This window comes from Trueperella sp. (assembly GCF_043424875.1).
Lineage (GTDB): Bacteria > Actinomycetota > Actinomycetes > Actinomycetales > Actinomycetaceae > Trueperella.
Genome location: NZ_JBHWPL010000058.1, coordinates 1 through 5,875, shown reverse-complemented (window position 1 = coordinate 5,875; position 5,875 = coordinate 1). Strand labels below are relative to the sequence as shown.

6 protein-coding genes are annotated in these 5,875 nt (G+C 63.1%); 4 read left to right on the top strand and 2 right to left on the bottom strand.

Going from position 1 to position 5,875, the window contains the following annotated elements:
• The 4 genes from ACHFFR_RS05905 to ACHFFR_RS05890 form a co-directional block, all read left to right on the top strand.
• Positions 1–2,437, top strand: a 2,437-nt coding sequence (locus ACHFFR_RS05905) for a DMSO/selenate family reductase complex A subunit (protein ID WP_394263345.1), incomplete at its 5' end; no start/stop codon positions are given.
• Between the two features lie 14 nt (positions 2,438–2,451).
• Positions 2,452–3,102 carry a DMSO/selenate family reductase complex B subunit gene (locus ACHFFR_RS05900; protein WP_394263344.1) on the top strand — a complete coding sequence of 217 codons (651 nt, stop codon included), beginning with the start codon at positions 2,452–2,454 and terminating at the stop codon, positions 3,100–3,102.
• 2 nt (positions 3,103–3,104) lie between these two features.
• On the top strand, positions 3,105–4,145 hold the full coding sequence (locus ACHFFR_RS05895) for a dimethyl sulfoxide reductase anchor subunit family protein (RefSeq protein ID WP_394263343.1): 1,041 nt from the start codon (positions 3,105–3,107) through the stop codon (positions 4,143–4,145).
• Positions 4,146–4,334: 189 nt separating this feature from the next.
• Entirely contained in the window at positions 4,335–4,661 is a 327-nt protein-coding gene (locus tag ACHFFR_RS05890) for a hypothetical protein (protein ID WP_394263342.1), read from the top strand.
• 170 nt (positions 4,662–4,831) lie between these two features.
• Here ACHFFR_RS05890 and ACHFFR_RS05885 read toward each other — a convergent pair whose 3' ends face one another.
• Positions 4,832–4,987, bottom strand: coding sequence for a hypothetical protein (locus ACHFFR_RS05885; RefSeq protein WP_394263341.1), 156 nt, complete (start codon positions 4,985–4,987; stop codon positions 4,832–4,834).
• 54 nt (positions 4,988–5,041) lie between these two features.
• Positions 5,042–5,875 (bottom strand): rhodanese-like domain-containing protein (locus ACHFFR_RS05880; RefSeq protein ID WP_394263340.1); only part of this gene is annotated, 834 nt, incomplete at its 5' end.

Genomic DNA, 5,875 nt, shown 5'->3' with positions numbered 1-5,875 from the left:
CACAGGGCCCTCCCGGCGAACATTTCTAAAGTGGTCAGGCGTGGCCGCCGGCGTGGCCGGCCTCGCTGCAACCACACAAGGGCTCGGCACCCCCACCGCTCGCGCGGAGGAGGTCCTCGGCATGGAAGGCGTGGACAAGACGGTTCAAAACGTCTGCTTCGTCAACTGTGGCGGCCGTTGCCCCTTCCTCGTTCAGGTCAAGGACGGAACAATTGTTCGCTGCCTGCCCGAGCAATCTGGCGACAATTCCGTGGAGAACAGGCAGATTCGCGCCTGCTTGCGCGGACGTTCGATTCGCAACCGCGTCTACAGCCCCGATCGCGTCAAGAAGCCGATGATCAGGCGCCCTGGCACGAAGCGTGGCGATGGCCAGTGGGACGAGATCTCCTGGGATGACGCACTCGATCTCGTCGCCGAGAAGATCAAGTACACCATTGACACCTACGGCAACGAGGCCATCTACCTCCAGCACGGTTCCGGCGTCCTCGGAGGCGCTATTGGCGAGGGCGGCCCGTTTCCACGCCTGTTCAACCTTCTTGGTGGTTCGCTCAAGCGCTACGGCAACTACTCCTACGCGCAGGTCGCCACATGTACGAGGATGAGCTACGGCTCTTTCCAAGGCCGCGGCGATGCAAACGAGACGCCGTCGAACACGTTTGAGGATTCGGCCCGCAACTCGCAGCTCGTGGTCATGTTCGGCAACAATCCGCAAGAAACCCGCATGTCGGGTGGCGGCATTCTCTTCAGCTCGCAGTTGCTGAAGAAGAACAACGTTCGCACGATCGTTATTGACCCGATGTATTCGGAGACTGCCCTGACGCTCGCCGATCAGTGGCTTCCCATCCGTCCGGGCACCGACACGGCACTCGTGAGCGCAATCATTCACGTGCTGATCAGCGAAGACCTCCACGACCAGGAGTTCCTTGACACGTACGTCCAGGGCTTCGACGAGGATCACATGCCCGAGGGCGTCCCCGCTGGAAACTCCTACAAGAGCTACATCATGGGAGATGGACCTGACGGTCTGGCAAAGACCCCCAAGTGGGCGGAAGGCATCACCGGAATCCCCGAGGAGACCATCATCGCCCTCGCCCGCGAGATCGGCCACGCAAAGCCGTGTGCTATCACGCAGGGCTGGGGACCCCAGCGCCACATGAACGGCGAGAATCAGGCTCGCGCGATCTACGCTCTCGCGACTGTCACCGGAAACGTCGGCATCCCCGGCGGCGGCACGGGCGGGCGCGACGGATCGAACTGGCGCATCTCGAAGATGTTCCCCGCGGGCGAGAACCCCGTCCAGGCAACGATTCCTATTTACTTGTGGACCGACGCCGTCACCCGCGGCGAGGAGATGACCGCCACCAAGGACGGCATCCGCGGCGTGGATCGACTGCCCACATCCATCAAGTTCCAGTTGCAGTACGGCGGCTCGAAGTTCGCTGGCCAGCACGGCGACATCAACAAGACGTTGGAGATCATGCGCGATGAGTCGCTGTGTGAGTTCATCGTCGTTTTCGAACCGATGATGACGCCGTCCGCCGAGTACGCAGATCTCGTTCTGCCGGACACGCTCGGCCCGGAGCGATGGGACGTCGGGCACTCGGAGTACGTTGGCGAAACCGCCCACTACATGTTCCACGAGAAGGCGATCGAGCCGGCGTTTGAGATTCGCGATTCCTACGACGTCGCCGTTGATCTCGCCGAACGTCTCGGGGTCAAGGAGGAATACTCGGAGGGCCGCACCCGCGAAGAGTGGGCCAAGTGGCTCGTCGAAGAGACTCGCAAGGAGAATCCCGGATTCCCCACGTGGGACGAGCTCAGGGACATGGGCGTGTACCGCTACGAGGATCCAGACGGACCTCCGATCCCGCTCAAGGACTTCCGCGACGATCCCGAGGCGAACCCTCTGGACACCCCATCCGGGAAGATCGAAATCTTCTCCTCGACTCTGTGGGATTGGAAGCAGGAGTGGGAGTTTGACAACCCGATGAAGGGCGACGTCATTACCGCTCTACCCGAGCACATGGACACATTCGAAAGCGCCGCCGAGGCGCGGACGAACGAAACCTACCCGCTACAGTGCATCGGCCACCACTACAAGGCCCGCGTCCATTCGACGTTCGCGAATCTTGAGTGGCTCAAGGAGACGCATCCGCAGATGTTGTGGATCAACCCGATTGATGCCAAGAAGCGCAACATTTCGAACGGCGACATGGTCGAGGTTTTCAACGATCGTGGCCGCGTCCGCACCCGTGCACATGTCACGCAGAGGATCATGCCGGGGGTCACCTCGCTACCACAAGGTGCCTGGTATAAGGCCGACGAAAATGGCGTCGATGTGGGCGGAAACATTAACACGCTCACGACTCTGCACCCGACGGCCTACGCCAAGGGAAATGCCCAACACACCAATCTTGTTCAAGTTGAGAAGGCGTGATCACTATGGGAATCATGACCGACAAAGATTCGGCAGCGTACACGGCGCCGGATGGAAATTACGGCTTTTTCTTTGATCAATCGTTGTGCAACGGTTGCAAAGCCTGTCATATCGCCTGCAAAGACAAGCACGACCTGCCCTCCGGCGTGAATTGGCGCCGCGTCGTCGAGTACACCGGTGGCACGTGGTCGTCATCCGAGGAACTTCCAGTTCCATCCATCTTTTCCTACTACACCTCGATTGCCTGCAACCACTGCGAGGACGCGATCTGTATGACGGTCTGCCCCACGACGGCGATGAGCCGGCGCGACGACGGCACCGTGTACGTCGATCCTGGCAAGTGCGTGGGCTGCCGCTACTGCGAGTGGGCCTGCTCCTACGGCGCACCGCAGTTCAATCCCGAGGTCGGGCAGATGACGAAGTGCGATCTTTGCTACGACTACCGCGAGACCGGTCAGGAGCCGGCATGTGTGAGCGCGTGCCCCTCGCGCGCACTCGACTGGGGGCCGATCGACGATCTTCGTGCCGAGTACGGCACCGAGAACGGCATCGCCCCGCTCCCCGACCCGTCCGTGCTCAAGCCGCGCCTCGTGGTCAAGCCACACAAGGATGCACAGTCCTGGGATTCCACCAACGGCGAGATCCTCAACCCGATGGAGATCTGATTATGAACCTTCACGAATTACCAATGATTCTGTTTACTGTCATCGCGCAGATGTGCGTTGGCATGTTCATCATCCTCGGGGTCCTCGAGCTGTGGCTCAGCGCGAAGACTGACGATAAGACCTCCAACCGCCTGGTTGCACCGATCGTGTATGCGATCGGCCCGGCGATGGTCTTCGGCCTCATCGCGTCCATGTTCCACATGAATGACATCACCAACACCTTCAACGTGATCCGCAACGTGGGAAGCTCGTGGCTCTCTCGCGAGATCGTGTTCGGCGTCGGCTTTGCCGCCTTCGGATTCCTCTACGCGATCATGCAGTGGTTCCACGTGGGCAGCCGGATGATCCGCCGCGTCATCGCGGTGGTCACGGCGCTGCTGGGCATCGGCCTCGTCATCTCGATGTCGATGATCTACTCGTCGGTCGTGACGATCCCGGCGTGGAACACGTGGGTGGTGCCGTTCCAGTTCTTCGCAACCGCTCTGATGCTGGGCGCGGCCGCCGTCGCTGCTGCGATCGTGATCGTTACGCTCATCCGTCAGCGCCCCAACGCGAAGGAGCACGCGCCCGTGCGCGTCCCGGAGAGGGCTACCGCCGACCCCAACGCCTCATCGCGCGGCTGGCGCAAGACCCTCGGCTTCGACCAGAACGTCGCTCACATCAACGCGCGCGCCAACGACACGGAGTGGGCGCTCTCGGTGAAGATCGTGCGCGCGTGCGCCGTGCTCGCGGCGCTCGTCGCGGTCGCCGTCCTCATCTCCTACGTCGTTCACATCCAGAACCTCGCCATGCACCCCGATCCTGCTGCCACCTCGGCCGCAGCCGTGTTCAGCGGCGGGTTCTTCTGGATGCGACTCGTCCTGCTCGGCCTTGGCGCCGTGGCGCTCGGCTTCGTCGCCTATCGCGTGGCCAGCACCGCGGGATTGAACAAGTCCGGAACACTGGCCGCCGTCGTGGTCAGCGCGTTCGTCCTCATCCTCATCGCTGAGTTCATGGGACGCTCGCTCCACTACGACTCCATGTTCCTCGTCGGAATAGGCTAACCCCGGCCGACACAACAAACCCGTGCCCCGGCTCGAGCCCTCAACCGCTCACAGCCGGGGCACGCTATTGCCATGCGGGCGCCAGCGGGACATAATCGTCGAACCCGCCCCGACGCTCCGGCACCCGGCGCATCGACACCCGGCGCATCGACACCCGGCACGCGCGCACCACCAACGGAAGGACGCGAGATGCTCGTTCAGATGATGCAAGCACTCGCTATGCTCGTCGGATCCGTGCTCGCCGGCACGATCGTCTTGTCTGCCTTAACAGCGACGGCGAGCCCGCACCTAGCGCGGTTCGCTCGCTTTGATCTTCGCGCGGCCCTTATCGGCACCATCCTTGGCGGCGCGGCGTTCTACGCGCTCGCGATCGTCACCTCCGAGCCCGTTACCGCGGGCGCCATCGTCGTCACAGCGCTCGGAATCGGCGTGGCCACCGAGCGGGCTTACTGGCTCGCGCACAACTCGAGCGGAGGCGACACTCCCCCGCTCCCGCCCATGCCATACGACCGCTGAGTACGGCAGCTGAGTACGGCAGCTGAGAGTATCCGACGACGACGGGCGCCCGGCGTCGTCGGGACATCCCGCCCCGCTTGAGCCAGCCGCGCGCCGGCGCAAGCGCACATACAAAAGTCCGGCGAGGACACCCCCGCCGGACCTTTGCTCGTTAAAGAGTAAGCCTCGGTTTAGCCGAAGAGCTTGGAGAAGAAGGAGCCGCCTTCGTCCTCGTGGCCCTGGCAACGCTCCGACTCCGGAACGCCCGCGAGCGCCTGCTCGATGTGCTGGCCGCAGCCGGTCCAGGTGGGCTTACCGCACTTGCTGCAAGTGATACGTGAACACATAGTTTGTACTTCCGTTCTTAGTTGGTTTCGAAAATGACTGACAATGACTGACAATTACTGGACGATGACGCTGCGGGCGCGATCGCCCAGCTCCGCCACCATGGTCATGAGGCCGCCGGTGTGGTTGGCGGCGTCGAAGCCCGCCTGCTGAAGAACACGCAGGGCGAGGTAGGAGCGCATGCCGGACATGCAGTACACTGCGATGGCGCGGCCGTCGGCCGCCTCGCGCACCTCGTCGAGACGTTCGCGCAGTTCGGTGTGCGGGATGTTGAGTGCGCCCGGCACGTGGCCGCGCTTGTACTCGCCCTCGGAACGCACGTCGAGGATGAGGCGCTCGTCGCGCATCTTGTCCAGATCCTTGGTGTTCCAGATCGGCATCGTGCCATCGAGAACGTTGGCGGCCATCATGCCCGCCATGTTGACCGGATCCTTCGCCGCGCCGTAGGGCGGAGCGTAGGCGAGATCAAGATCGATGAGATCGTAGACCGTCATGCCGGCCTTGATCGCGGTTGCCAGCACGTCGATGCGCTTGTCCACGCCGTCCTTGCCCGCCGCCTGCGCGCCGAGCACCTTGCCGTCGTCGCCGAAGTGCACGCGCATGTGAATCATGGACGCGCCCGGGAAGTAGCCGGCGTGGTTGAGCGGGTGGAGGCTAATCGTATGGTGCGCGATGCCTTCTGCCTCGAGCGCGCGCTGGTTGGCGCCGGTCATGGCGGCCGTCAGCTCGCCCACGCGCACGATCGACGTTCCGATCGTCTTGGGCACGGCGTGGCTCATGTTGCCCGAGATCGCGTCCGCAACGAGGCGGCCTGCGCGGTTAGCGGGGCCGGCCAGTGCCACCGGGCGGCGAACGCCCGTCACTAGATCGACCGACGTCGCGGCGTCACC

Excerpts from the sequence above, each read along its gene's own strand:
- ACHFFR_RS05895 (WP_394263343.1), top strand. The coding sequence starts at position 3,105 with ATGAACCTTCACGAATTACCAATGATTCTGTTTACTGTCATCGCGCAG.
- ACHFFR_RS05890 (WP_394263342.1), top strand. The coding sequence starts at position 4,335 with ATGCTCGTTCAGATGATGCAAGCACTCGCTATGCTCGTCGGATCCGTG.
- ACHFFR_RS05900 (WP_394263344.1), top strand. The coding sequence starts at position 2,452 with ATGACCGACAAAGATTCGGCAGCGTACACGGCGCCGGATGGAAATTAC.
- ACHFFR_RS05885 (WP_394263341.1), bottom strand. The coding sequence starts at position 4,987 with ATGTGTTCACGTATCACTTGCAGCAAGTGCGGTAAGCCCACCTGGACC.